Genomic DNA, 23,789 nt, shown 5'->3' on the forward strand with positions numbered 1-23,789 from the left:
CACGGCCGCGGGAGGTCCGGCCGCGGCTGCCATCGGACGTGCGCTGGCTGCGGTGCCATTCGCGGGGCCGGGGACGGCGACGTCCCGCCGCGGACCGACCCCTGCCCGCGTTGGCGCCAGCGCCTGCCTGCGCGATGCGGAAGTGACTCCGACCCCCACTTCCCCCGACAATGACGGCATGACCGCACAGACCGACGCAGCAGGCCGCCTCGTCCATCTTCTGACCCTCGAGGGCCTGCCGCGACCGGCCCTGGAGGATCTGCTCGACCGTGCGCAGGCGTTCGCCGAGGGCGCGGACGCGCGCCAGGCGCTGGCCGGCACCGCGGTGTGCACCCTGTTCTTCGAACCGTCCACGCGCACCCGCCTGAGCTTCCAGCGCGCCGCGCAGCGGCTGGGCGCGGACGTGCTCGGCTTCGATGCCGCCACCTCCTCCACAACCAAGGGCGAGACCGCGCGCGACACCTTGCAGAACATCGAGGCGATGGGCGTGCGCGGCTTCATCGTGCGCCATTCCGGCGACGGTGCGGTCGCGGAACTGGCGGCCGTGGCCCGCCCGGGCACGGCCCTGGTCAACGCCGGTGACGGGCGCAGCGCGCATCCCACCCAGGGCCTGCTCGACATGCTGACCCTGCGGCAGGCGCTGGGTGCGGATTTCGGCGCGCGACGTTTCCTCATCGTCGGCGACGTGAAGCACTCGCGCGTTGCCCGGTCCGATCTGCACGCGCTGCGCACCCTCGGTGCGGGCGCGATCCGCGTCTGCGGCCCGGCCGCGCTGCTGCCGGACGAGGCGACCCTGGCCGGCTGCGAGGTCACGCACGACTTCGATGCCGCGCTCGATGGCGTGGATGCGGTGATGATGCTGCGGCTGCAGCGCGAGCGCATGGAGGAAGGCCTGGTCGGCTCGCTGGAGGACTACCACCGCGACTACGGCCTGAGCGCCGCGCGGCTGGCGCGTGCGGCGCCGGACGCGGTGGTGCTGCATCCCGGGCCGATCAACCGCGGCGTCGAAATCACGGACGCGGTGGCCGATGGTCCGCAGTCGCTGATCCTGCGCCAGGTCGCCAACGGCGTCGCGGTGCGCATGTCGGTGCTGGAGACGCTGCTGGCGCCGCGCTGAAGGCGGCTAACGCCCGATGAAGTGGCGGCGCACGAAGGCAGCCGCGTCGGCCTCGTCCACGCAGGCGGTACAGGCCGTGCCGCGGCCATCGACGGGGCCCTCGTATTTCCATTCGAAGACCTGGTCGTAGCCGCCGCTGCGATCGCGCACGCGCAGCGCCTGCCCCTGCAGCACCGCATCGAGCACCAGGCCATTGGGGAAACGCAGGGCGAAGCCCTCGCCGTCGGCGCCGCGCCCGACCAATGCCAGCGCCAGTTCCTTCGGCTCCGGTCCCCAGGCGTAATGCACGCGGACGTGTCCGGCCCGATCCGCCCACAGTCGCAGTTCCTCGTGGCGCGGGCCCGGCGCCTGGGCTTCGCGCACCGCGTAATGGACGACCTGGGCGCGCTGGTAGAACGCGGCGTCCGTCTCGCCGGCTACGGCGGCAGACATGGTGCAGGCGAGCATCAGCGCCAGCATGGTGCGGACCAGCGGCATCGGAGCGGGCATCTGCGGACTCCTTCGCGACGGGGTGCCGTATCGTCGCCGGCCGGGCGTGAACCGCCGATTCACTGCTGGCGGAAGGCGTCGACCTGGCGCTGCGCGAACAGCCAGTCCCAGAGTTCGGGCGTGGCGTAGGCCGGGTCCCAGCTGTTGTGGCCGGCTTCCGGGAACTCGGTGTAGCGCGCGTCGCGCGCGCCCGCCGCCTGCAGCGCGGCGTGCAGCCGCCGCGAGTAGTCGGCCGGCACCGATTCATCGCGCGCGCCATGGAAGATCCAGACCGGCGTGCCGCGCAGGCGCTGCGCCGCCGCGGCATAGGGATCCGCCTCGCCGGCAAGCGCGGTGACCGCCATCGACGGGCGCCGCGGATGTACCAGGCCGCCGCACACCGGCACCAGCGCGGCGAAGCGGTACCCCTGCTGCAGGGCCAGCTCCCACACGCCGTAGCCGCCCATCGACAGGCCGGTGAGGTAGGTGCGGTCGGGGTCGCCGCCGAACTCGCGCGTGGCCGCGTCGAGCTGGGCCAGGGCCACGTCCGCCACCTCGTGCCATTCGCTCTCCGCCGGCGCCTGCGGGAACACGACGATGGCAGGAAAATCGGCGGCATGCGCGCGCACGTGCGGTCCGAGGCCGACCGCGAGCTGGCTGCGGTTGTCGTCGCCGCGCTCGCCCGAGCCGTGCAGGAACAGCACCACCGGCGGCTTGCCGGCCCGTGTGGCCCTGGCCGGCACGAACACCTGGTAACGATGCACTGCGCCATCGAGCGACAGCTCGCGTTCGACGAACCGGCCCGGTACCGCGCGCTGCGCACCACTCGCGCAGCCGGCCAGCAGGATTGCCATCAGCAGGATCGCTCCAAGGCCGCGCAGGCGCATGGCCGCCCTCCAGGATCGGATCAGTGCAGGAGGATAACCGTGGCCAGCCCGAGGAAGCTGAAGAAGCCCATCACATCGGTGACTGCGGTCACCACCACGGTCCCGGCCACGGCCGGGTCGATGCGCATGCGCTTGAGCAGCAGCGGCAGCAGCACGCCGGCGAGCGCGGCCGAACAGAAGTTGATCACCAGCGCGGCGCCGATCACCAGCGACAGCGGCCACGAGCCGAACCACAGCAGCGCGACCACGCCCACCAGTGCGCCGATCAGCAGCCCGTTGATCAAGGCCACGCGCAGTTCCTTCCACAGCAGGATGCGCGCGTTGCTGCTGCCGACTTGGCCCAGCGCGAGGCCGCGCACCATCAGGGTCAGCACCTGCACCGCGGCGTTGCCGCCGATGCCGGCGACGATCGGCATCAGCACCGCCAGCGCCACGACCTGTTCGATGGTGGCGTCGAACTGGCCGATCACCGCGGCGGCCAGGAACGCGGTGAGCAGGTTGATGCCCAGCCACACCACGCGGCCGCGCACCGCGCGCCGGATCGGCGAGAACAGGTCTTCGTCCTCGTCCAGGCCGGCCGCGCCCAGGGCCTGGTGCTCGGCCTGCTCGCGGATGATGTCCACCACGTCGTCGATGGTGATGCGGCCCAGCAGCACGTTGCCGTCGTCGACCACCGGGGCCGAGACCCAGTCGTTGTCGGAGAACTGGCGCGCGACCTGTTCGGCCGAGGTCTCCACGTGCAGCGACTCGAGTTCGTCGTCGATCAGCTGGTTGATCGGCGTGCCCGGATCGCGGGTGACCAGATCCTGCAGCGCCACCCAGCCGATCAGCTGGTGGCGGCGGTTGACCACGTACAGGTGGTCGGTGTGCTCGGGCAACTCGCCGCGCAGGCGCAGGAAGCGCAGCACCACGTCGACCGTGGTGTCGGCGCGCACCGTCACCACCTCGGGATTCATCAGGCGGCCGGCGGTGTCCTCGGGATAGGACAGCACCTGCTCGAGGCGCTCGCGGTTGTCGCGGTCCATCGAGCGCAGCAGCTCGTCGATCACCGCGCCGGGCAGATCCTCCACCAGGTCGGCGAGGTCGTCGATATCGAGATCCTCGACCGCGGCGACCAGTTCGTCCTGGTCCATGTCCGCGATCAGGCTCTCGCGCACCTCGTCGCCGACGTGAACCAGCACCTCGCCGTCGTCCTCCGGATCGACCAGGCCCCAGACGATCATGCGCTTGTCGGGCGGCAGCGATTCGAGCAGGTTGCCGATCTCGGCTGGCGCCAGGGTGTGGACCATGCGCCGCACCGGGCCGAGGCGACCGCTGTCGAGCGCGTCCGACAGCAGGCGCAGCTGGCGCGCGGTCTTGTCGTGGCGGACGGCTTCAGCCATGCGCAGCGGCTCCGGTGGTGCGAGGGCGTGCCGCGCGGGAAGACGCGGCCGGTCAGGCGTTCATGCGCGCATTATCGCCCGCGCGGCAAGGACTTCACACCCCGTGCTCGGACAAGGGCCGTCGCCCGGTCCCGGAGCGCGGCGCGCATGCGTCTGCGTGGGCGCGTCTCGCGTCCCCGAACGGAACGCACGACTGTGGCGCGGAGCGGCACTGGGCGAGGTGGACGCGTACTGCATCGCCGGGGGGCAGGGCGCCGCACCAGCGACGGACGAATACGGAAGCGATTGCGAAACCAGGCCTCCGCGCCCGGTCAGATCGCCGCCTGCGCCCTATCCAGCCAGCGCTGGATCGCATCGCGGTCGCGGCAGCGCAGCAGCGCCGGTGCCGAGGCGCGCAGCGCGCCCAGGCGCTGCGCACGCACCGCCCGCCGCACCTCCAGCAGCGTCGCCGGATGCAGGCTGAACTCCTCCAGCCCAAGCGCCAGCAGCAGCGGCGTCAGCGCAGGATCCCCGGCCATTTCGCCGCACACCGCCACCGGCTTGCCGCGCGCCCTGGCCGTGCGGATCACGCCGTGCAGCAGCTTGAGCATCGCCGGGTGCAGCGGCGAATAGAGGTCGCCCAGGGCATCGTTGCCGCGGTCGGCAGCCAGCAGGTACTGAGTCAGGTCGTTGGTGCCGATCGAGACGAAGTCGACCGTGTCGATGAAGCACGACAACGCGATCGCCGCCGCAGGCACTTCGATCATCGCGCCCAGCGGCACGTGCTCGGCGATCTCGTGGCCCTCTTCGCGCAGCTCGCGCGAAACCCGCCGGATCGTGCCGGCGACCGCCAGCATCTCCTCGCGACCGCTGACCATCGGCACCAGGATGCGGGTCGGGCCATAACCCGAGGCGCGCAGGATCGCGCGCAACTGGGTCTCGAACACGGGCGTGCGCGAGAGCGACAGGCGCACGCCGCGCACGCCCAGCGCCGGGTTGGGCTCGTCGGCCAGCGCCAGGCCGGTGCGGTCGGCCTTGTCGGCGCCGATATCCATGGTGCGGATGGTCACCGTGCGGCCGGTCATCGCCAGCGCCACGTCGCGATAGGCGCGGAACTGCTCGTCCTCGTCGGGCAGCTCGCTGCGCTGCAGGAACAGGAACTCGGTGCGGTACAGGCCCACGCCGGCCGCCCCCAGCGCATGCGCGCCGGTGACGTCCTCGCGCGATTCGGCATTGGCCCACAGCCGGATGTCCACGCCGTCCACCGTGCGCGAGGGCTCGCGCCGCAGCCGGTGCAGCTGCTTGCGCTCGCGCTTCTCCTCGCGCAGGCGCGCGCGGTAGTCGCGCAGGTCCAGGGCGCTGGGTTCGACGACGATCGCGCCGTTGCTGCCGTCCACCAGCAGCACGTCGCCGTCGTTGACCTGCTGCAGCGCCTGCGGCACGCCCACCACCAGCGGCAGGTGCAGGCTGCGCGCCAGGATGGCGCTGTGCGACAGCGCACTACCGCCCGCGGTGACCACCGCCAGCACGCCTTGCGACTGCAGCTGGCTCAGCTCCGCGGGGGCGACGGTGTCGGCGACCAGGATCTCGCCGGCCACGCCCTTGAGGTCGGCCTCGCGCTTGTGCAGCATCGCGTGCACGCGACCGATGACGTGGTCGATGTCCTCGACGCGGCTGCGGAAATAGGCGTCGTCCATCGCCTCGAACACCGCCGCCAGCCGGTCGCGCTGCAGGCGCAGCGCGTAGTCGGCGCCGTACAGGCCCTTGGCGACCAGGTCGTCCAGCCCCTGCAGCAGTTCGGGATCGTCGAGCAGCAGGGTGTGCAAGTCGAGGAACTCGCCGACCTCGTGGGCCAGCGCGCCGTGCAGGCGCTCGCGCATGTTGCGCATTTCCACCCGCACCGCGTCGATCGCGGTATGCAGGCGGCGCAGTTCACCGGCGACGGCGGTTGGCGCGATGTGTTCTTCGGCCACCTCCAGCGCATGCGGCTGGCGCACGCGGGCGCGGCCGAGGGCGCTGCCGCGCGACGCGCCATGGCCGGAGAGCACCTGGCGCATCAGTGGCCGCCGGCGCGGCGACGCGCGCGTGCGCCGCGCCTTGGCGCCAGCGGCAGGATCGTCATGGGTGGAACCGCACCGCGCATACCGCTCCTCGTTGCTGCAGGCCGCCCCGGTGGCGGCGCGGGCGCGGGCAGGGACTCATCCGGCCTCGTCGAATTTCCGTTCGAACAGCGCTGCCGCCGATTCCATCGCGTCGGCCTCGTCCTCGCCGTCGAGCCGCAGCACCACCTTGGTGCCATGGGCGGCGGCCAGCAGCATCACACCCATGATGCTCTTGGCGTTGACCTCGCGGCCCTTCGCGGTGAGCGTGGCGTTGCTGCGGTAGCCCGACAGCACCTGAACCAGCTTGGCCGTGGCGCGTGCGTGCAGGCCGAGCTTGTTGGCGATGAGCAGTTCGCGTTCGATCATCGTCGGCCTCAGGCGTCGTCGAGGATCACCCCGTTGCGCGCGCCTGCGGCAGCGACGGCGGGGAGGTCCTCCAAGGGAAGTTCAGCATAATTCATCACCCGCAGCAGCATCGGCAAGCTGAGCGCGGAGACGCGGCGTGACGGCGTCCCCAGTCTGGACAGCTGCGCGGCGAGATTGCTGGGGCTGGCGCCGTAGAGGTCGCTGAGGATCAGCACGCCGTCGCCACCATCCACCCTGCGCATCGCCGCGCTCGCCTGCGGCAGCAGCGCATCCGGGTCGGCATCGAAGGGAACTTCGAAGGCGGCCAGGCGCAGCGGCAGGTTGCCGCGCAGCATGGCTTCGACCGTCGCGACCAGCGCGGTGCCGATGCCCGAGTGGGTGAGGAGGAGAATGCCGACTGCCATCGCCAAACGTTAGCAGACGACGGTGACCGCACGATAGCGGCGCGCGGCCATCGGGGCGCCGCTCCCGTGCGCGCTGCCGCGACGCTTCAGTCGAGTTCCCGGTGGAAGGTGGCGACGTCGGTCCAGCCGCGCGTACGCGCGTGCTCGGCCAGCGCCTCGGCCAGGTACACCGAGCGGTGGCGCCCGCCGCTGCAGCCGAACGCCACGGTGACGTAGCTGCGCGTGTTGGACTGCATCCGCGGCAACCAGACGTCGAGGAAACCGGCCACATGCGCCAGGTACTCGGCCATCTGCGGCTGGGCCAGGAAGTAGTCGCGCACCTCCGGGTCGCGGCCCGACAGCGGCTTGAGTCGCGGCTCCCAGTGCGGATTGGGCAGGCTGCGGGCGTCGAACACGAAGTCGGCGTCGGCCGGCAGCCCTCGCCGGTAGGCGAAGGATTCGAACAGCAGCGACAGCGACGAGTCCTGGGTCAGCCCCAGCTCGGTGATCACGCGGTGGCGCAACTGGTGGACGTTGAGCTCGCCGGTGTCCACCACCAGGTCGGCCAGCGAGCGCAGGGGCTTGAGCGCCTGGCGCTCGAGCGAGATCGCGTCGGCCAGGGCGAGGCCGAGGTGGGTGAGCGGATGCCGGCGCCGGGTCTCGGCGTAACGGCGCAGCAGCGCCGCATCGGCCGCGTCGAAGAACACCAGCTGCGGCTCCAGCCCCATCGCCCCGACCGCCGACAGCCACTCGGGCAGGTTGCCCAGGTCGCCGCGGTTGCGCATGTCGATGCCCACCGCCAGCTTCTGCTCGGCGCGTTCGGGATGGGCGGCGGCGCGCACGAATTCCGGCAGCAGCTCGGCCGGCAGGTTGTCCACGCAGTAGAAACCCAGGTCCTCCAGGGTCTTGAGCGCGACCGACTTGCCGCCGCCCGACATGCCGGTGACGATCAGCAGCGAAGCGGCGCTGCGCTGGGGCCCGCCCTCGGCGTCCCCCGGTGGAGCGGGCGTGCTCATGGCAGGGCAGGCTCCTCGCCGCTTTCCAGGAAGTGCGAGTGGCGCGCGAGGAAGGCGGCGGCCGGGTCGATGCCCTTGGCGCGCAGGATGTGGGTGCGGGTCGCCGCCTCGGTCAGCACCGCGAGGTTGCGGCCGGGCATGACCGGCAGCGTGATCATCGGCACGTCCAGGTCCAGCACCTTGCGCAGGCCGAGGTCGCCGGTCAGGCGTACCATGCCGTCCTCGTGCGGCTGCGGCTCGGCGTTGGGGCGGCTCAGGTGCACGATCAGGCGCAGGTACTTGTTCCGCTTCACCGCGGTGTCACCGAACATCTGGCGGATGTTGAGCACGCCCAGGCCGCGCAGTTCCAGCAGGTCCTGCAGCAGTTCCGGGCAGGTGCCGTCGAGCACGTCCGGCGCGATCTGGGTGAACTCGGGCGCGTCGTCGGCCACCAGCCGGTGGCCGCGGGTGATCAGCTCCAGCGCCAGCTCGCTCTTGCCAGAACCCGATTCGCCGGTGATCAGCACGCCGATCGAATAGACCTCCATGAACACGCCATGCAGCGTCACCCGCGGCGCCAGCGCGCGCGCCATGTGGTACTGCAGATGATTGAGCAGTTCATGGCCGCGGCGCGGCGAGATCCACAACGGGGTCTGCGATTCCTCCGCGGCTTCGCGCAGGTCCTCCGGGCAGGGCTGGTTCTTGCTGATCACCAGCGCCAGCGGACGGTACTGCATCACCCGTTCGATGGTCTCCCAGCGCAGGCGCGAGTCCAGCCCGTCCAGCCAGGCCAGCTCCTCGGTGCCCAGGATCTGCACCTTGTTGGGATAGATGATGTTGAGGTAACCGGCCAGCGAGGGCCGGCGCGCGTTGGTTTCCACCGACTCCAGGACCCGCCCCTGGCCCGGCTGCCCGGCCAGCCAGCGCAGGCCCAGGCGGTCGTGCTGCTGCGCGTACAGTTCTGCGGCGGTGAGGCGCTGGTTCACTGGGGGTCTCAGGCGGCGTTGGCCGCGGCGGTGGGGGGCAGCAGCAGGCGGCGCAGCTGCCGCAGGTCGCGGGCGCCGCGCAGGCGGTCGCGGAACTCCGGATCCGAGAGTCGGGCGGCGATCCCGGCCAGGTGTTCCAGATGCAGCTCGGGCCGGTCGTCGCTGGCGGTCATCGCGAACACCAGATCGACCGGCCCGCCGTCGCGGGCGCCGAAGTCGACCGGCCTGCCCAGCCGCAGGAAGGCGCCGCGGGGTTCGAACCCCGCGCTGCGGGCGTGCGGAATGGCGACGCCGTGCCCGATCGCCGTGCTGGCCAGCTGCTCACGCTGCTGCAGTGCATCGGACAGCTCGCGCGCCTGCGCCGGCGATCCGCCGGACAGCAGCTTCGCGGCCGCATCGAGCACCTGCGCCCGGGTGCCGGGATCTTCCAGCACCACGATGCGCCCCGCGTCGAGCAGGTCGGTCCAGGGCATCGGCGTCGCGGTCCGGGGTCAGCCGAAGCTGCCGTCGCGCGCGGCACTGGCGCCGCGGTGGTGGTCGGTCTGCTTCTTGTGGTGCTTGAGCAGCAGCCGGTCGAGCTTGTCGGCCAGCAGGTCGATGGCCGCGTACATGTCCACCGCGCTGGCGTCGGCGTGCAGCGCCTTGCCGGCCAGGGTGAGGTTGGCTTCGGCCTTGTGGTTGGGCTTGTCCATGCAGAGCTGCACGCGCACCTCGAAAGGACGCTCGACGTGGCGTCCCAGCCGTTCGAGCTTGGTTTCCACGTACTCGCGCAGGGCCGGGGTCACTTCGATGTCATGGCCGTAGGTCTGGATCTGCATCGGCTACCTCCTGTCTGGGAACCCCAGCATCGCCCAAAGCGGGTTGCCGCGGGTTGAGAACAGGTTAACGCAGCGTTCCGGGTCCGGCGACCGGCAGGATCATGGACAGCGGACCCGGGACGCGCTTCAATTGATCCTGATGCGCTCGTGCGATGCGCCGATGTGCATGGCCTCGCGGTACTTGGCCACCGTGCGGCGCGCGACCGGCACGCCCGCGGCCTTGAGCGACTCGGCCAGGCGCGCATCCGACAGCGGCTTGCGCGGATCCTCGGCCTCGATCAGGCTGCGGATCATCTGCTGGATCGCCACGCTCGAGGCCTCGCCGCCGCCGCCGGTGTCGATCCCCGAGGCGAAGAAGTCGCGCAGGGCGATGGTGCCGCGCGGGGTGTGCACGTACTTGCGCGCCACCGCGCGCGAGACGGTCGATTCGTGCATGCCGATTTCGGCCGCGACCGCACGCAGGGTGAGCGGCCGCAGCGCGCGCGCACCGAACTCCAGGAAGCCCGACTGCTGCCGGATCAGGCAGCGCACCACCTTGAGCAGGGTCTCGCCGCGGGCCTCGAGGTTCTTGAGCAGCCAGCGCGCCTCCTGCAGGCGGCCGCGCAGGTAGCCGGCATCCTCGCCGCTGGCATGCTGGATCATGCGCTCGTAGGCCTGGTGGATGGTCAGCCGCGGCAGCGAGCCCTTGGCGAGCATCGCCAGCCAGACGCCGTTGCGGCGCACGATCACGCAGTCCGGGACCACGTAGTTGTCCGAAGGCACATCGCCGATCTGCGAGCCCGGACGCGGGTCGAGCGAGCGCAGCAGCGCCAGCGCGGTGTCGGCTTCGGCGGTGCCGCAGCCCAGCTGCTCGCTGATCCCCGGCACGCCCAGGCGCGGCAGCCGGTCGATCAGGGTGGTGGCGATGCGCAGCGCCAGCGCCCGTCCGGGCGTGTCCGCAGCCACGGTCTCGAGCTGGATGGCCAGGCATTCGGCCAGGTCGCGCGCGCCCACCCCGACCGGATCGAAGCGCTGGATCTGGCGGAGCACGGCCAGGATCTCGTCGTCGCCCGGGGCGGGTTCGGGATGCAGGGCCGCGGCGACCTCGCTGAACGGTACGCGCAGGTAGCCATCGTCCTCGATCGCGTCGATCAGGGCCGCGCCGATCTGCAGGTCGCGGGGCGACAGGTGGCTCAGGTGCAGCTGCCAGGCGAGATGATCGTGCAGGGTCTCGGACTGCGCCATGCGGCTGGCGGCGTCGCCCTCGTCGTCCTCGCCGCCACGCCCGCTGCCGGCGGCATGCTCGAAGCTACCGCTGTCGGGCCAGTCGTCGGCTCCGGATTCCCAGTCGGTGGCCGCCTCGGCGGCATCGGCGCCGGCGGGCTCGGGAGCCTCGTCCTTGCTGTCGGCGGACGCCGGCGGCGCATCCTCGGCCCAGTCCAGCAGCGGATTGCTTTCCACCGCCGCGGCGATCTCGGTCTCCAGCTCGATCACCGGCAGCTGCAGCAGGTGCAGCGCCTGGCGCAACTGCGGCGTCAGGACCAGGTGCTGGCCCAGCGATGTCTGGAGGCGCGGCTTCATCGTCCGTGGATCCCCTGGACGACGTGCGCGGCTACAGCCGGAAGGATTCCCCGAGGTAGACCCGGCGCACGTCAGGATTGGCGAGGAGCATGTCCGGAGCCCCCTGCGCGAGCACACCCCCTTCGTTGAGGATATACGCCCGGTCGCAAATGCCCAAGGTCTCGCGCACGTTGTGGTCGGTGATCAGCACGCCGATGCCGCGATCCTTGAGGTGTTCGACGATGCGCTGGATCTCGCCGACCGAGATCGGATCGACGCCGGCGAAGGGCTCGTCGAGCAGGATCAGGCGGGGGCGGGCGGCCAGCGCGCGCGCGATCTCGACGCGGCGGCGCTCGCCACCCGACAGGCTGGCGCCGATCTGGTCGGCCACATGGGTGATCTGCAGTTCGTCGAGCAGGCTCTCGAGTTCGCTGCGGCGCCCGGCGCGGTCGAGATCCTCGCGCAGTTCCAGCACCAGCATGATGTTGTCGGCCACGCTGAGCTTGCGGAACACCGAAGGCTCCTGCGGCAGGTAGCCCACGCCGCGGCGCGCGCGCTGGTGCATCGGTTCGGCGGTGATGTCGTGCCCGTCCAGCACGATCCGGCCCTCGTCGGCCGGCACCAGGCCCACGATCATGTAGAAGCAGGTGGTCTTGCCCGCGCCGTTGGGCCCGAGCAGCCCCACGACCTCCCCGGCGTCCAAGGTCAGGCCGAAGTCGCGGACCACCTCGCGGTCGCGGTAGCGCTTGCGCAGCCCCTCGGCGACCAGCATCAGTCGTTCCCGTCGTCGCGGGTCTGGCCGGACGGCGCCTCGCCCGCGGGCGCGCGGTTGCGTGGCTCGAACTGCAGGGTCACGCGGCCACCCTCGCTGCCGCCGCCGCCCTGCACCTGGCCGGTGCGCATGTTGTAGACGATGCGCTCGCCGGCGATGCTGCCGCGGCCTGGCTGCTGCACGCTGGCGCCGCCGGTGAACACCACCGTGTCCTGCTGCAGGTCGTAGTCGACCTGGGCGGCAGTGGCGTTCATGGTGCCGCCGTTGTCCATGTCCTGCTTCAGCCGCACCGGCGAGCCGGTGAGCTTGGCGGCGCGGATCTCGCCGTCGGCCTGGCGCAGGTCGGCGCGCGCGGCGTCGATCACCAGCGAACCCTGGACGATGTGGACCGCGCCGGTCAGCACGCAGGGGCCGGATTCGGTGACCGTGCAGTCGCTGCGATTGGCCTGGACCTGCATCGTCTGCTGGCGGTCGGAGGACTTGCCCTGGGCGATGCCGGCGCAGGCGACTGCGACCAGGCCCAGGACCAGCTTAGCGGCGTGTGGGGTCATTGTTCAGGCTCACCTTGGACAGGAGCTGGATGCGCTTGCTGGCCAGGTCGGCCTCCATCCCGGTACCGCGCATTGTAGTGCCGGGGGTGGTGATGGTCACGACGGCCTCGGAGGTGGCCCGGTTCTCTTCCGGATGCACGTCCAGCTGCTCGGTCCGGACCACGGTGGGGCGGCTGGCCCCCATCGGGCTGTCGGCGACGACGTCGCCGCGCAACTGGATCAGGGTGCTCTTCTCGTTGACCCAACCGGTCCGGGCACGGACCTCCCAGCGGCTGCCGTGCTGGTCGGGCATCAGGAACAGCGGCGTGGCCAGCTCGAGCGTGCGCGCACCGGGCGTCTGGTGCAGTTCCGGTGCGCGCAGCGAGAACGACTCCTGGCCGGTGCTGTCCAGGGTCACCACCTCGAAGTCGCGCAGGATGTAGTCCGAGCGCAGGCCCGCGCCCGCATCGGCCGGGCCTTCGGCGTCGTTGTTGCGCCAGGCGAACCAGCCGCTCAACAGCGCGCCGGCAAGCAGGGCCAGGATGAGCCACAGCCGCCAGTTCATCCCTCGCGGTCCTCGAGCAGCGCCGCGACCCGGCCCTGGGCGTGGAGGATCAGGTCGCACAGCTCGCGCGCGGCACCCTCGCCGCCGCGCGACGGCGTGACCCAGTGCACCTGGTCGCGGATCCAGTGGTGGACGCTGGCCGGGGCCACCGCGAAGCCGGCGATGCGCAGTACGGTCAGGTCGGGCAGGTCGTCGCCCATGAAGGCGACCTCCTCGCGCGCCAGCCCCAGCCGGGTGCGGATCTCCTCGACGCAGGCGACCTTGTCGTGCACGTCCACGTGCGGCTCGGCGCCCAGTTCACGCGCGCGATTGGCCGCCACCAGGCTGTTGCGGGCGGTGACGAAGGCGACCCTGACGCCGGCCTTGCGCAGCTGGACCAGGCCCTGGCCGTCGAGCACGTTGAAGGCCTTGGACTCGCGCCCGTCCTCATCGAACCACAGCCGCCCGTCGGTCAGCGTGCCGTCCACGTCGAAGCAGGCCAGCCGGATGCGGGCGGCGCGTTCGATCAGCTCGGCAGGATATTCGGGACGGTCGTGCGGCACGTCTAACCTCGGATGTCAGGGGTGGAGCCCGGGACAGCAGGCCGGTCCGGGCCTGTACCGGCCACGAACGCATGGAACCACGATCAGACCACGCGCGCGCGCAACAGGTCGTGCACGTTGAGCGCGCCGACCACGCGCCGCTGCGCGTCCAGGACGAGCAGGGCGTTGATCTTGCGCGTCTCCATCAGCCGGGCCGCCTCGACCGCGAGCGCCTCGCTGCCGATGGTCACCGGATCGCGGGTCATCACTTCGGAGATCGGCGTGGCGTGCACGTCGACGCTGCGATCGCCCAGGGTGCGGCGCAGGTCGCCGTCGGTGTACAGGCCCAGCAGGACGCCGTCGCCATCGACCACCGCGGTGACGCCCAGCCGCTTGCGGCTCATCTCCAGCAGCGCGTCGCCGAGCGAGGCGTCGCCCGGCACCCGCGGCACGTCCTGCCCGGTATGCATCACGTCGCCGATGTGCAGCAGCAGGCGCCGGCCCAGGGCGCCGGCCGGATGCGAGCGGGCGAAGTCGTCGGCGGTGAAGCCGCGCGCCTCGAGCAGGGCGACCGCCAGCGCGTCGCCCATCGCCATGGTCGCGGTGGTGCTGGTGGTCGGTGCCAGGTGCAGCGGGCAGGCTTCCTCCGGCACGCTCACGTCCAAGTGGACGTCGGCGGCGGTGGCGAGGGTCGAGCCGGGGCGTCCGGTCATCGCCAGCAGCCGGTTCCCCTGGCGCTTGAGCGCCGGCAGCAGCATCAGGATCTCGTCCGACTCGCCCGAATAGGACACCGCCAGCACGATGTCCGCGTCGGTCACCATGCCCAGGTCGCCATGGCCGGCCTCGCCCGGGTGCATGTAGAAGGCGGGGGTGCCGGTCGAGGCCAAGGTCGCGGCGATCTTGCGCGCCACGTGTCCCGACTTGCCCATGCCGGTGCAGACCACCCGCCCCGATGCGCCCAGGATCAGGGCGCAGGCGCTGGAGAAGGCGCCATCGACGCGCGCGGCGACCGCTTCCAGGCCGCGTGCCTCGAGTGCGAACACGCGCCGGCCGCTGGCGGCGAAATCGACGGATGCCGTGGGCTGTTCGGGGGATGTCGCCATATCCGGTGGCCGGTCTTTCCGATAACCTAAGCCGTTCATTTTAGGCGCTCGCCGGCGCGAAAGGTCCGCCACGCGGCTGGCGCGGGCGTCCGGCTCATGCGCGCTTCAGCAGGAACCCCATGACCCCCGAGTTCATCCGCGATCTGATCCAGCAGGGCCTGCCCGGTGCCCGCGTCGAGGTATACGGCGACGACGGCGTGCATTTCGAGGCGCTGGTGGTCTCCGAGGCCTTTGCCGGCAAGCTGCCGCTGGCCCGCCACCGCATGGTCTACGCCACCCTTGGCGACCGCATGGGCGGGGAAATCCACGCCCTCGCGCTGAAGACCCTGACCCCCGACGAGGCGGCGCGCGCCTGATGGACAAGATCATCGTCTCCGGCGGTGCCGTGCTCGAGGGCGAAGTGCGCATCTCCGGCGCCAAGAACGCGGTGCTGCCGATCCTGTGCGCCACCCTGTTGGCCGACGCGCCGGTGGAGATCGCCAACGTGCCGCACCTGCACGACGTGCGCACCACCGCGCGCCTGCTGGGCGGGCTCGGCGCGGGGATCGGCCACGACATCGCCGCGGGCATCGTCCGCGTCGATCCGTCCACGGTCGACAGCCACCTGGCGCCGTACGAGCTGGTGCGCACCATGCGCGCCTCGGTGCTGGTGCTGGGGCCGCTGCTGGCGCGCCATGGCGCGGCCGAAGTCTCGCTGCCGGGCGGCTGCGCGATCGGCTCGCGTCCGGTCGACCTGCACATCAAGGCGCTGGAGGCGCTGGGCGCCGAAATCGTGGTCGAGCACGGCTTCATCAAGGCCCGTGCCGGCCGGCTGCAGGGCGGGCATGTCGATTTCGAGATGGTCAGCGTCGGCGCCACCGAGAACGTGCTGATGGCGGCCACCCTGGCCGAGGGCACCACTACCATCGACAACGCCGCGCGCGAGCCCGAGATCGTCGACCTGGCCGACTGCCTGGTTGCGATGGGCGCGCGCATCGAGGGCGCGGGCACCTCGCGCATCACCGTGCACGGCGTCGATCGCCTGCATGGCGCGCGCCACGACGTGATCGCCGACCGCATCGAGACCGGCACCTTCCTGGTGGCCGGCGCGATCACCGGCGGCCGCGTCACCGCCACGCATGCGCGCGCCGACACGCTGGGCGCGGTGCTGCACAAGCTCGGCGAGGCCGGCGCCGAGGTGAGCGTGGAGGGCGACCGCATCACCGTGGACATGCATGGCCGCCGGCCACGCGCGGTCGACCTGGTAACCGAACCGCACCCCGGCTTTCCCACCGACATGCAGGCGCAGTTCATGGCGCTGAACAGCATCGCCGAGGGCACGGGCACGATCGACGAGCGGATCTTCGAGAACCGCTTCATGCACGTGAACGAACTGATGCGGCTGGGGGCCGACATCCGCGTGGACGGCCATCGCGCCACCGTCGCCGGCGTGCCACGACTCAGCGGCGCGCCGGTGATGGCCACCGACCTGCGGGCCTCGGCCTCGCTGATCCTCGCCGGCCTGGTGGCCGAGGGCGAGACCACGATCGACCGCATCTACCACCTCGATCGCGGCTACGAGCACATCGAACGCAAGCTGTCGGGCCTCGGTGCCCGGATCCGGCGGGTCGCGTGAGCAGGCGCGGCCGGACCCGGTTCTCGCCGCGACGCAAGGCGCTGCTGGCGGCGATCCTGCTGCTGCTCGCGGCCATGGGCGTACTGCGGGCGATGGGCGTGGCTGGATTCAGCGGCATCGAGCCGCGCGCGATGGACTGGAACGACGACGGCACGGTCAGCCGCGACGAGATCCTGCAGGGTTACACCATCATCGCCGTCGAGGAGACCCGGGACGGCCAGCGCACCTGCCGCCATTACGCGCGGCTGCGCGATCGCCAGGCACCCTTCCGTGTGGAGTGCCGGGTGGAAGTGGCGGGCGCGGACGCCGCCGACGCTCGGTAGGCGGGCTGCGCCCGGTTCCGGCCCCGGAGATCGTCAGCTGACCCCAGGCCGCAGAGCCCAGGCATCTGCCAAGGCCCGCGGAATCTCCTAGCCTCAGCGCACCGCCTTCAACTGCAGGTCGATATGGTCGCGGCCGTCGCGCTGCTGCAGGATGCGGGCGGGCACGGGCAGATCCTCGACGATCCAGGCCGTGATGCTCCGGTCCTCGTCCCGCCACGCCACCTTGGTGGCCTTGTGGCTCTGGCCGCCCACCGTCACCTGCTCGGTGCCCGCGGGTTCGAACACCCGACGGCGCACGCGGCCGTCCTCGACCAGGCGATAGCTCAGGTCCTTGCCGGCCTTGAAGTCGCGCACCAGGGCGAGGTTGAGCAGCATGCCGTCCACATCGCCCGGCTGCAGCTTCACCGGGCCACGCCGATCCTCCTTCACGTCCCCGTCCCAGGTGGCGCGGCCGCTGCTCCAGTCGTAGGTTGCGTTGACCGAACGCTTCTTCACCAGCATGGCGGCCAGGCCCGATTCGCCAGCCTGCGAATCGTTGCCCGACAGCGGGCGCCACTGCCCGCCATCCGCCTCGAACACGGTGCTCTGCGACATGCGCGCGCCCGCGCCATTCACGTCCAGGCTGTACTTCCAGCGGCCGTCGCCGGCGGGGGCGAGGGTCATGCGGCCGGTGCCCTGCATGCCCATGTAGTTGGCGCTGTAGTCGGCGCTGAACGGCTCGACCGCGGAGGCAGCGGCGGTTGCAGCGGAGGCGGCGAGCGCAACGGCAAACGCGGCGGCGCGGAGGGGGCGGCGGAACATGGTCATGGTCTTCCTCATTGCAGTTCCTGGTACTCGATCAGGCGCAGGTCGACGGCGTCCTCGCCGTCCTCACGCTGCAGGATACGTACGGGTGTCGGCACGCCGTCGGCGATCCAGAAGACGGTTTCGTCGTTGCCGCCGTTGGTGCGCTCCACACGCATCGCCTCGTAGCTCAGTTCGGAGACGGTGACCGCCTCGGTCTGGTCCGCGACGCGATACGCGTAGTCGCGCGCACGGCCGCCGTCGACGAAACGGTAGTTCAGCTCCCGGCCCGGCTCGGCGTCGCGGATCACCGCCAGATTGATCAGCAGGCCGCTCATGTCGCCGTAGCGGATCGGCAGCGGTTCGCGGCGTTCCTTCTTGATGTCGCCGGTCCAGCGCGCGCTCTGGCTGTGCCAGTCGTAGGTGCCGGTGATCCGACGGTTGAACATCAGCGCCTTGCGCACCGTGCTCTGCGACAGCGGCCGGTAGATGGCGTTGGCCTCGTCGAATACCGTGCTCTGCTCGATGTTCAGGCCCAGGATGCCGGCAAAGCCACGATCGCCGCGGATGCCCAGGTCGATCCGCCAGCGCGACGCCGCGTCGTCCCGGGTCAGGCGCATGGTCGCGGTGCCGGCACGCTTGCCGCCGTACCAGGCCTCGTAGCTGGCCAGGAACGGCTGCAGCGCAGGGGTTGCCGGGGCCGCGGCTGCGGCCGCGTCCTGCATGGGGGCGGCGGCCGCGTACAGCGGACAGCACGCCGCCACGCAGAGCGTCGCGGCTAATACGCGGGCGGCAATGGGAAAGGTCAGGCGCATCGGCCCGACATCATGCAAAGCGGTTATTGGCTGACAGCTGAAGCGGCGGGCGCCGTTCACCCGCGATCTGGATGCTGTCTTCACGCAGCATCACGGCGCGATCGGCGAACAGCCGCAGCGTCTGCACCAGCAGCGGATGTTCGCGCGCCAGCACCCGCGCCGCGAGCGCGGCCTCGTCGTCTCCGGCCAGGACGGGCACGGGGGCCTGCGCGATCACCGGGCCACCGTCGAGGTCGGCGGTGACGAAGTGGACGCTGGCGCCGTGCACGTCGACGCCGGCCGCCAGCGCCTGGCGGTGCGTATGCAGGCCCTTGAACGCCGGCAGCAGCGAGGGGTGGATGTTGATGATGCGGCCGGCGCGCGCTGCGATCGCGGCGCCGTCGATCAGGCGCATGTAGCCGGCGCAGACGATCAGGTCGGGCGAATGCGCATCCACGGCCTCGAACAGCGCCTGGTCGAACTGCGCGCGCGACGCGAACCGGCGCGGAGACAGCGAAGCGGCGGGCACGCCGGCGGCACGCGCCAGCGCCAGCGCGGGCGCGGACGCCCGGTCCGACAGCACGCCGACCACCTCGGCCCGCAGATCGCCGCGGGCGATGGCGTCGAGGATCGCCTGCAGGTTGCTGCCGCGGCCCGACACCAGCACCGCCAGCCGCAGCGGAGCGGCCCGTGCGGGCCGCGCAGCCCCATCGTCGGCGGCCGGCCTGCCGCCGTCCGCTGCCCCGTGCACCATCGGCCGGCCTCAGCCGATCCGGACGCGTCCGTCGTCGCGCGCGGCAACGACCTCGCCGATGCGCCAGTGCGCCAGGCCCAGCCGTGCCAGTTCGCCGCCGAGGCCGGCCACCGCATCGCGGTCGGCCAGCAGCACGAAGCCGATGCCGCAGTTGAACGTGCGCCACATCTCCTCGCGGGCGACGTTGCCCTCCCGCTGCAGCCAGTCGAAGACGGGCGGCAGGTTCCACGCGGACGCTTCGATCTCCAGGCCCAGACCGTCGGGCACCACGCGGATGATGTTCTCGGTGAGGCCGCCGCCGGTGATGTGGGCCATGGCGTGGATCGACGGCCCGAAGGCGCCGCGCAGCAGTTCCAGGACCGGCTTGACGTACAGCCGGGTAGGCGCCATCAGCGCATCGGCCAGGCTGACGCCACCCACGTCCAGCGCGTCCGGGCGCCCTGCGCGGTCGTAGATGCGGCGGATCAGCGAATAACCATTGGAGTGCGGCCCGCTCGAGGCGATGCCGATCAGCACGTCGCCCGCGCGCACCGAGGCGCCGTCGCGCAGCTCGGACTTCTCCACCGCGGCCACGCAGAAGCCGGCCAGGTCGTACTCGCCGGGAGGGTACATGTCCGGCATTTCGGCCGTTTCGCCGCCGATCAGGGCGCAGCCCGACAGTTCGCAACCCTTGGCGATGCCCCCGACCACGGACACCGTGGTTTCCACGTCGAGCTTGCCGGTGGCGAAGTAGTCGAGGAAGAACAGCGGCTCGGCGCCCTGCACCAGCACGTCGTTCACGCACATCCCGACCAGGTCGATGCCGATCGTGTCGTGGCGGCCGAGCTGCTGGGCCAGCTTGAGCTTGGTGCCCACCCCGTCGGTGCCCGAGACCAGCACCGGCTCGCGGTACTTGCCCGACAGGTCGAACAGCGCGCCGAAGCCCCCCAGCCCGCCCATGACCTCCGGTCGGAAGCTGCGCTTGACCAGCGGCTTGATGCGTTCGACGACTTCGTTGCCCGCATCGATGTCGACCCCGGCGTCGCGGTAGGTCAGGCCGGTGGGGGCGGAAGGAGGGGTGGTCACGGTGCGCGAGCTCGGGCCGGGCGGCCCGCGATTCTAGCAGTCGCACGCGCCTCGCCCGGCGGCCGCCGGCCTGCGGCGGGAGCCGGGCAGGGGGCTTTGTGGCACCATTTCGCCACGACCGGAGCGGTGAAGGACGTCGGATGCGATTGGCTGTACGTGGTGCCTGGATGATCGGGTGGGCCCTGGCGGCGCTGCTGCTGGCGGTGCCGGCGGCCGCGCAGCGCGTGGAAGGCGATCGCGCCGAGGCCGAGGGCCTGTACGAGGCCGAGGTGCAGGTGCGCACCCAGGCCGAGGCCGAGCGCACGGCGGGCTATGCGCGCGCGCTCGCGCAGGTGTTCGCCAAACTGTCCGGCGATCGCGGCATCGCCAGCCGACCCGGCGTCGCCCAGGAACTGCGGCGCGCCGCCGATTACGTCGATGGCTTCGACTACCGCCAGGACGAGAGCGTCGGCCCGACCGGCGCGCCCAACTTCCGCACCATGCTGGTGGTGCGCTTCGTGCCGGAGGCGATCGATGGCCTGACCGCGGCCCTCGGCCTGCCGGTCTGGCCGCAGCCGCGGCCCAAGCCGGTGATCTGGCTGGCGATCGACGATGGCAAGGGCCCGCGCCTGGTGGGCGTGCAGCAGAGCAATGCCGCGCGTCCGCTGCTGCAGCGCGCGATCGAGCGCGGCTACCGGCTGGGCCTGCCCTCGGGCAGCGCCGCCGAACAGGCCGCCGCCGCCGCGATCTGGCGCGGCGATACCGCGGCCATCGCGCGCCTGTCGGCACGCTACAACCCGCCGATGCAGCTCATCGGCAAGCTCTACCGCGACGGCGGCGGCTGGAAGGCCGACTGGATCTTCGTCGACAGCGGTCGCGTGCTGTCGCGCTGGTCGGAGTCGGACGGCGACGCGCGCCGGGCCATGGCCACTGGCGCGGACGGTGCCGCGGACGCGCTGATCGCGCGCTACGCCAAGACCACGGCCCCGGCCGAACCGGTCGCACAGCGCATCGTATTCACCGGCCTGCGCGGCGGTGGCGACTACCTGCGGCTGTCGGCGGCGCTGCAGCGCATGTCGGTGGTGCGCGCGATCCGGCCGCTGCAGGCCAGCGCCGACCGCCTCGAGGTCGAGCTCGACCTGCTGACCGGCATGGCGGGCTTCCGCCGCATGGTCGACGAGTCGGTGCTGCTCGAGGTCGAGGGCGACGACGAGCTGGCCACGCCGGTCTACCTGCTGCGTTGACCGACGGAGCCGAACCGATGGCCGACACTCCCGCGACCCTCGACATCGCGCGTTTCCTGCGACGCCTGCAATGGGGCCTGGTCGGGTTCGCAGTGCTCTGGCTGATCGCACTGCTGGGGCCGATCCTCACCCCGTTCGTGCTGGCCGCGCTGCTGGGCTGGCTGGGCGACCCGCTGGTCGACCGGCTCGAGCGCGCCGGCCGCTCGCGGCCGGTGGCGGTGACCCTGGTCTTCGTGCTGATGCTGATGCTGCTGGTGCTGGTGGTGTTGATCCTGGTGCCGATGGTCGAGCGCCAGGTGGTGACCCTGATCGAGGCGTTGCCGCAGTACCGCGACTGGTTCATGGAGACCGCGCTGCCCTGGGTGGAGGCGCGCACCGGCATCGAGATCACCTCCTGGCTCGACCCGCAGCGGCTGTTCGAACTGGTGCGCTCGCACTGGGCGCAGGCCGGCGGCGTGGCCGCCACCGTCTTCGGCTACATCTCCACTTCGGGTTTCGCGTTCCTGGCCTGGATCGCCAACATCGTGCTGCTGCCGATCCTGACCTTCTACTTCCTGCGCGACTGGGACCTGCTGGTCGAGCGGGTGGCCGCGATGATCCCGCGCGACCACATCGGCACCGTGTCGCGGCTGGCGCGCGAGTCGGACGAGGTGCTGGGCGCATTCCTGCGTGGGCAGTTCATCGTGATGATCGCGCTCGGGGCGATCTACGCCGCCGGCCTGTCGCTCATCGGTCTCAATCTCGGCCTGCTGATCGGCATCGTCGCGGGCCTGATCAGCTTCGTGCCCTACCTCGGCGCGGCCACCGGCATCGTGCTGGCGATTCTCGCCGCACTGGTGCAGTCGCAGGGCTTCGACCTGCAGCTGCTGGTGCTGGTGGGGGTGGTGTTCACGGTCGGGCAGCTGATCGAGAGCTACATCCTCACCCCGCGCATCGTCGGCGACCGCATCGGCCTGCATCCGGTGGCGGTGATCTTCGCGATCATGGCCGGCGGCCAGCTGTTCGGGTTCGTCGGCATGCTGATCGCGCTGCCGGTGGCCGCGATCGGCAACGTGCTGCTGCGGTTCGCGCACGAACGCTATACGCAGAGCCGCCTGTATGCGGGGGACGGACCCAGGATCGTGCTGGAGGGACAGCGCGCGCCGGGCGGCATCGTGCTCGAGGACGATATCGGCAGCGCCACCGACGATCGCGGTCCCCGCGACGCCTGAGCCGTGACCATGCCAGCCGCTCCGCCGCAGCTGCCGCTGGCGCTGCGCTATCCGCCCGACCAGCGCCTGGACACCTTCCACGCGCGCGATCCCGCCGTGGCCGCCCAGCTGCGTGCGTTCGCGGGCGCCGCCGCCGTGGATCGCGCGCTGCTGCTGGCGGGGCCGGCGGGCACCGGCAAGACCCATCTGGCGCTGGCCGTCTGCGCCGAAGCCGATGCCGCGGGTGCGCGCGCCGGTTACCTGCCGCTCGCGGGCGCCGCGGGGCGCGTGGCCGACGCCCTGGAGTCGATGCATGCGCTCGACCTGGTGGCGCTGGACGGCGTGGAGGCGGTTGCCGGCGACCGCGACGACGAGGTCGCCCTGTTCCACTTCCACAACCGCATGCACGACGCCGGCCGGCGCGTGCTGTACACCGCCCGCGCCACGCCCGACGCACTGCCGCTGGCGCTGCCCGACCTGGCGTCGCGCCTGGCGCAGTGCACCCGGCTGATGCTCGAGCGGCTGGACGATGGGGGCCGCGGCGAGGTGTTGCGGCTGCGTGCGCAGCGTCGCGGCCTGCAGCTGGATGGGGCGGCCATCGACTGGCTGCTGCGCCATGCCGGCCGCGACCTGTCCGGGCTGACCGCGTCGCTCGATCGTCTGGATCGTGCATCGCTCGCCGCGAAGCGGCGCATCACCGTGCCCTTCCTGCGCGAGGTGCTGGGCGCGGGCCAGGGCTGAGCGGCGGCGGTCACGACGACGCGCACCACCGCGTCGCGCCGGAGCGGCCGGCTCCACGCCGCAGGCGTGCGCGCCCGCTCAGCCCAGCGTGTCATCCAGCTGGCGCAGGCGCTCGGGCGTGCCGACATCCGTCCACGCGCCGGCGTGGTGCTCGCCGGTCGCGGCGCCACGGCGCATGGCCGCGCGCAGCAGCGGCGCGATGCGGAAACGCGGCGGGACCGCGTCGACGCCGGGCGCGTCCCCGATCACCTCGCGCCAGCCCTGCAGCAGCCGCGGCCGGTAGACGCCGATGCCCGAGAAGGTCAGGCGCGCGTCACCGGCGTCGTGCAGGCGTCCGTCTGGCTGCAGCGCGAAATCGCCCTGCGGGTGGTGCTGCGGGTTGTCCACCATCACCAGATGGACATCGCCCGCCGGTTCGGCGGGCAGCCGCGAGAAATCGAAGTCGGTCCAGATGTCGCCGTTGATCGCGAGGAACGGCGCCTCGCCCAGGCGCGTCAACGCCTGCAGCATGCCGCCACCGGTCTCCAGCGGCACCGGGCCTTCGTCGGAATAGGCGATGCGCAGGCCGAAGGCCGCACCATCGCCGAGCGTGGCCGGGAACTGCGACGCCAGCCACGAGGTATTGACCACCACCTCGCGTACGCCAATGGCGGCCAGGCGTTCGAGATGCCAGGCGATCAGCGGCTTGCCGCCTGCGCGCAGCAGCGGCTTGGGCGTGGAATCGGTGAGCGGGCGCATGCGCTCGCCCAGCCCGGCGGCGAAGATCAGAGCCTTCATGCGCGTGCCGG

General features: G+C 71.7%; 28 protein-coding genes. 7 read left to right on the forward strand and 21 right to left on the reverse strand.

Features of this window, described 5'->3' with window-relative positions; all coding sequences use genetic code 11:
* Positions 1-178: 178 nt before the first annotated feature.
* Positions 179-1,117: an aspartate carbamoyltransferase catalytic subunit gene (locus ACQYVW_RS09945; protein ID WP_434946896.1), complete on the forward strand. Its 939-nt coding sequence runs from the start codon at positions 179-181 to the stop codon at positions 1,115-1,117.
* Positions 1,118-1,123: 6 nt separating this feature from the next.
* On the opposite strand, the gene ACQYVW_RS09950 is transcribed toward ACQYVW_RS09945, so the two are convergent.
* From ACQYVW_RS09950 to ACQYVW_RS10025, 16 genes are all read right to left on the reverse strand, one after another.
* The gene (locus ACQYVW_RS09950) at positions 1,124-1,606 is read right to left on the reverse strand and encodes a hypothetical protein (protein ID WP_434946897.1); all 483 of its coding nucleotides are present in this window, start codon (positions 1,604-1,606) and stop codon (positions 1,124-1,126) included.
* 59 nt (positions 1,607-1,665) lie between these two features.
* On the reverse strand, positions 1,666-2,472 hold the full coding sequence (locus ACQYVW_RS09955) for a carboxylesterase family protein (protein ID WP_434946898.1): 807 nt from the start codon (positions 2,470-2,472) through the stop codon (positions 1,666-1,668).
* 20 nt (positions 2,473-2,492) lie between these two features.
* Positions 2,493-3,854, reverse strand: coding sequence for a magnesium transporter (gene mgtE / locus ACQYVW_RS09960; RefSeq protein ID WP_434946899.1), 1,362 nt, complete (start codon positions 3,852-3,854; stop codon positions 2,493-2,495).
* 311 nt (positions 3,855-4,165) lie between these two features.
* The gene (ptsP, locus tag ACQYVW_RS09965; protein ID WP_434946900.1) at positions 4,166-5,890 is read right to left on the reverse strand and encodes a phosphoenolpyruvate--protein phosphotransferase; all 1,725 of its coding nucleotides are present in this window, start codon (positions 5,888-5,890) and stop codon (positions 4,166-4,168) included.
* Between the two features lie 141 nt (positions 5,891-6,031).
* Positions 6,032-6,301, reverse strand: coding sequence for an HPr family phosphocarrier protein (locus ACQYVW_RS09970; protein WP_434934360.1), 270 nt, complete (start codon positions 6,299-6,301; stop codon positions 6,032-6,034).
* An 8-nt stretch (positions 6,302-6,309) separates the two neighbouring features.
* Positions 6,310-6,705, reverse strand: a complete 396-nt coding sequence (locus ACQYVW_RS09975) for a PTS sugar transporter subunit IIA (RefSeq protein ID WP_434934359.1) — start codon at positions 6,703-6,705, stop codon at positions 6,310-6,312.
* An 86-nt stretch (positions 6,706-6,791) separates the two neighbouring features.
* Positions 6,792-7,700 carry an RNase adapter RapZ gene (gene rapZ / locus ACQYVW_RS09980; RefSeq protein ID WP_434934358.1) on the reverse strand — a complete coding sequence of 303 codons (909 nt, stop codon included), beginning with the start codon at positions 7,698-7,700 and terminating at the stop codon, positions 6,792-6,794.
* On the reverse strand, positions 7,697-8,665 hold the full coding sequence (gene hprK, locus ACQYVW_RS09985) for an HPr(Ser) kinase/phosphatase (protein ID WP_434934357.1): 969 nt from the start codon (positions 8,663-8,665) through the stop codon (positions 7,697-7,699). Before hprK ends, rapZ begins: the two co-directional genes overlap by 4 nt.
* A gap of 8 nt (positions 8,666-8,673) precedes the next feature.
* Positions 8,674-9,138 carry a PTS sugar transporter subunit IIA gene (locus ACQYVW_RS09990; RefSeq protein WP_434946901.1) on the reverse strand — a complete coding sequence of 155 codons (465 nt, stop codon included), beginning with the start codon at positions 9,136-9,138 and terminating at the stop codon, positions 8,674-8,676.
* 18 nt (positions 9,139-9,156) lie between these two features.
* Positions 9,157-9,483, reverse strand: a complete 327-nt coding sequence (hpf, locus tag ACQYVW_RS09995) for a ribosome hibernation-promoting factor, HPF/YfiA family (RefSeq protein ID WP_434934355.1) — start codon at positions 9,481-9,483, stop codon at positions 9,157-9,159.
* 126 nt (positions 9,484-9,609) lie between these two features.
* Positions 9,610-11,043, reverse strand: a complete 1,434-nt coding sequence (locus tag ACQYVW_RS10000) for an RNA polymerase factor sigma-54 (RefSeq protein WP_434946902.1) — start codon at positions 11,041-11,043, stop codon at positions 9,610-9,612.
* A 31-nt stretch (positions 11,044-11,074) separates the two neighbouring features.
* Positions 11,075-11,794, reverse strand: coding sequence for an LPS export ABC transporter ATP-binding protein (gene lptB, locus ACQYVW_RS10005; protein ID WP_434934353.1), 720 nt, complete (start codon positions 11,792-11,794; stop codon positions 11,075-11,077).
* Positions 11,794-12,345, reverse strand: coding sequence for a lipopolysaccharide transport periplasmic protein LptA (lptA, locus tag ACQYVW_RS10010; protein WP_434934352.1), 552 nt, complete (start codon positions 12,343-12,345; stop codon positions 11,794-11,796). Before lptA ends, lptB begins: the two co-directional genes overlap by 1 nt.
* Entirely contained in the window at positions 12,326-12,889 is a 564-nt protein-coding gene (gene lptC, locus ACQYVW_RS10015; RefSeq protein WP_434934351.1) for an LPS export ABC transporter periplasmic protein LptC, read from the reverse strand. The genes lptA and lptC overlap by 20 nt, the downstream gene beginning before the upstream one ends.
* Complete coding sequence (locus ACQYVW_RS10020; RefSeq protein ID WP_434934350.1) at positions 12,886-13,431, reverse strand: KdsC family phosphatase; 546 nt, start codon at positions 13,429-13,431, stop codon at positions 12,886-12,888. The genes lptC and ACQYVW_RS10020 overlap by 4 nt, the downstream gene beginning before the upstream one ends.
* Positions 13,432-13,514: 83 nt before the next feature.
* The gene (locus tag ACQYVW_RS10025; RefSeq protein WP_434934349.1) at positions 13,515-14,513 is read right to left on the reverse strand and encodes a KpsF/GutQ family sugar-phosphate isomerase; all 999 of its coding nucleotides are present in this window, start codon (positions 14,511-14,513) and stop codon (positions 13,515-13,517) included.
* A 119-nt stretch (positions 14,514-14,632) separates the two neighbouring features.
* Between ACQYVW_RS10025 and ACQYVW_RS10030 the strand changes: the two genes are divergently transcribed.
* The 3 genes from ACQYVW_RS10030 to ACQYVW_RS10040 are packed head-to-tail and all read left to right on the forward strand — an operon-like array spanning position 14,633 to position 16,451.
* Positions 14,633-14,869, forward strand: a complete 237-nt coding sequence (locus ACQYVW_RS10030; protein WP_434934348.1) for a BolA family protein — start codon at positions 14,633-14,635, stop codon at positions 14,867-14,869.
* A complete protein-coding gene (gene murA / locus ACQYVW_RS10035; protein ID WP_434934347.1) occupies positions 14,869-16,128 on the forward strand; it encodes a UDP-N-acetylglucosamine 1-carboxyvinyltransferase in 1,260 nt (419 codons plus the stop codon). Before ACQYVW_RS10030 ends, murA begins: the two co-directional genes overlap by 1 nt.
* On the forward strand, positions 16,125-16,451 hold the full coding sequence (locus ACQYVW_RS10040) for an EF-hand domain-containing protein (RefSeq protein ID WP_434946903.1): 327 nt from the start codon (positions 16,125-16,127) through the stop codon (positions 16,449-16,451). Before murA ends, ACQYVW_RS10040 begins: the two co-directional genes overlap by 4 nt.
* Before the next feature lie 93 nt (positions 16,452-16,544).
* Here ACQYVW_RS10040 and ACQYVW_RS10045 read toward each other — a convergent pair whose 3' ends face one another.
* The 4 genes from ACQYVW_RS10045 to purM are packed head-to-tail and all read right to left on the reverse strand — an operon-like array spanning position 16,545 to position 19,847.
* The gene (locus tag ACQYVW_RS10045; RefSeq protein ID WP_434947206.1) at positions 16,545-17,258 is read right to left on the reverse strand and encodes a DUF3108 domain-containing protein; all 714 of its coding nucleotides are present in this window, start codon (positions 17,256-17,258) and stop codon (positions 16,545-16,547) included.
* Between the two features lie 8 nt (positions 17,259-17,266).
* Positions 17,267-18,049, reverse strand: a complete 783-nt coding sequence (locus tag ACQYVW_RS10050; RefSeq protein ID WP_434946904.1) for a DUF3108 domain-containing protein — start codon at positions 18,047-18,049, stop codon at positions 17,267-17,269.
* 10 nt (positions 18,050-18,059) lie between these two features.
* The gene (gene purN / locus ACQYVW_RS10055) at positions 18,060-18,782 is read right to left on the reverse strand and encodes a phosphoribosylglycinamide formyltransferase (RefSeq protein ID WP_434946905.1); all 723 of its coding nucleotides are present in this window, start codon (positions 18,780-18,782) and stop codon (positions 18,060-18,062) included.
* 9 nt (positions 18,783-18,791) lie between these two features.
* A complete protein-coding gene (purM, locus tag ACQYVW_RS10060; protein WP_434946906.1) occupies positions 18,792-19,847 on the reverse strand; it encodes a phosphoribosylformylglycinamidine cyclo-ligase in 1,056 nt (351 codons plus the stop codon).
* Between the two features lie 140 nt (positions 19,848-19,987).
* Between purM and ACQYVW_RS10065 the strand changes: the two genes are divergently transcribed.
* The 3 genes from ACQYVW_RS10065 to hda are packed head-to-tail and all read left to right on the forward strand — an operon-like array spanning position 19,988 to position 23,001.
* Positions 19,988-21,070 carry a DUF2066 domain-containing protein gene (locus ACQYVW_RS10065; RefSeq protein ID WP_434946907.1) on the forward strand — a complete coding sequence of 361 codons (1,083 nt, stop codon included), beginning with the start codon at positions 19,988-19,990 and terminating at the stop codon, positions 21,068-21,070.
* Positions 21,071-21,087: 17 nt separating this feature from the next.
* Positions 21,088-22,281, forward strand: coding sequence for an AI-2E family transporter (locus tag ACQYVW_RS10070; protein WP_434946908.1), 1,194 nt, complete (start codon positions 21,088-21,090; stop codon positions 22,279-22,281).
* Positions 22,282-22,290: 9 nt separating this feature from the next.
* Positions 22,291-23,001 (forward strand): DnaA regulatory inactivator Hda, encoded by a 711-nt coding sequence (hda, locus tag ACQYVW_RS10075; RefSeq protein WP_434946909.1) that lies wholly within the window; start codon positions 22,291-22,293, stop codon positions 22,999-23,001.
* 78 nt (positions 23,002-23,079) lie between these two features.
* On the opposite strand, the gene murU is transcribed toward hda, so the two are convergent.
* Positions 23,080-23,778, reverse strand: coding sequence for an N-acetylmuramate alpha-1-phosphate uridylyltransferase MurU (murU, locus tag ACQYVW_RS10080; RefSeq protein ID WP_434946910.1), 699 nt, complete (start codon positions 23,776-23,778; stop codon positions 23,080-23,082).
* Positions 23,779-23,789 lie beyond the last annotated feature (11 nt).

Origin of the sequence: Luteimonas campi (genome assembly GCF_051162505.1) — a bacterium.
Taxonomy (GTDB): Bacteria; Pseudomonadota; Gammaproteobacteria; order Xanthomonadales; family Xanthomonadaceae; genus Luteimonas.